This is a genomic window from Thermus thalpophilus (genome assembly GCF_022760915.1).
GTDB lineage: Bacteria > Deinococcota > Deinococci > Deinococcales > Thermaceae > Thermus > Thermus thalpophilus.
On sequence record NZ_JAKTNS010000091.1, the window covers coordinates 1 to 1059 of the forward strand.

Consider the following 1059-nt stretch of genomic DNA (forward strand, 5'->3'; position numbering starts at 1 on the left):
TTTTCTCGGATCTCGGGTTATCTACCCAAAGGAAAAGGGAATTTTTGCAGTTTGCAGAAAAAGAAGGGGGACTTTAGCCGTCAGCTACGCTAAGGGGACTTTCTCAGCTTGCTAATACAGCCCCTTCGGGGCTGGCGGGGGTTGCACCCCCACGCCCCCGCCTGTATACCCTGATAGCCACCAGGCTTGTGGACACCCTTCCGCCACGTGCTGGACAGCGAAAACCCCGATTTTTGGGGGGCTCTTTAGCCATCCACACTCAACCCTGTCCCCGCATCCGCTTGAGCCAGTTGGAGGCCGTGGTGGGGCTCACCCCCGCTTCCCTGGCTAGGGCCCGGGCGGTGATGGCCTCGTCCCGGCTCTGCAGGCGCTTCAGGGCCTCCGTGAGCTTCTCCTCCGCCTCCTGCCTGCGCCGGGATCCACGCTTCCGCCCCCCGAGGGAGGCCCCCGTCTGCACCGCCTCCTGGAGCTCCTCCCCCTGGAGGGGCGGGATCAGGGCCCGGGCCTGAGGAGAGAGGCGGCTCCGGTCCGGCCGCCCCGTGGAGGAGACCGCGTACACCCGTCCGCCCTGGTAGCGGTCGTAGGTCCACTTCGCCACGCTCTTGGCCGTGTGGTGGACCTCCCGGGGGCTCAGGAGCCCCTTGGGGTGGTCCCGGAAGAGGGCCTGGTTCAGGGCGTGGGCCCTCTGCTCCACCCAGGCCCGGAAGGCCTCCCGGCCCCCGGGGACGCCCCGGAAGAGGGCCACGTGGGCGTAGGCCTCCGCCCGCAGGCGGTCAAACAGGGCGCAGTTCCGCCCGTAGGAGGCGAGGCCCGGGCTCAGCCGCCTCCGGGTCCCGGGGGGAAGGAGCCCCTGGAGCTCCCGGTGGAGGTCCCGCAGGCTCCACCGCTTCCCCCCGCCCCAGGTCCACTCCGGGGGGTGGAGAAAGGGGTTCCGGGAGAGGAGCCCCGTGTAGCCCGGGTCCGCCCCGTAGTAGGCCTCCAGCAGGGCCTCCACCTCCGCGAGAAGGGCCAGGGCCCCCTTCAGGCTCTCCTCCCGCCCGGGCGGGGGCTTGAGGGGGA

Annotated in this window: 1 protein-coding gene; it reads right to left on the reverse strand. The window is 70.0% G+C overall.

The annotated features are described in order from the left end of the window. Positions 1 to 259: 259 nt before the first annotated feature. The coding region (locus L0D17_RS13130) for a primase C-terminal domain-containing protein (RefSeq protein WP_243095696.1) at positions 260 to 1059 on the reverse strand (800 nt) is incomplete at its 5' end.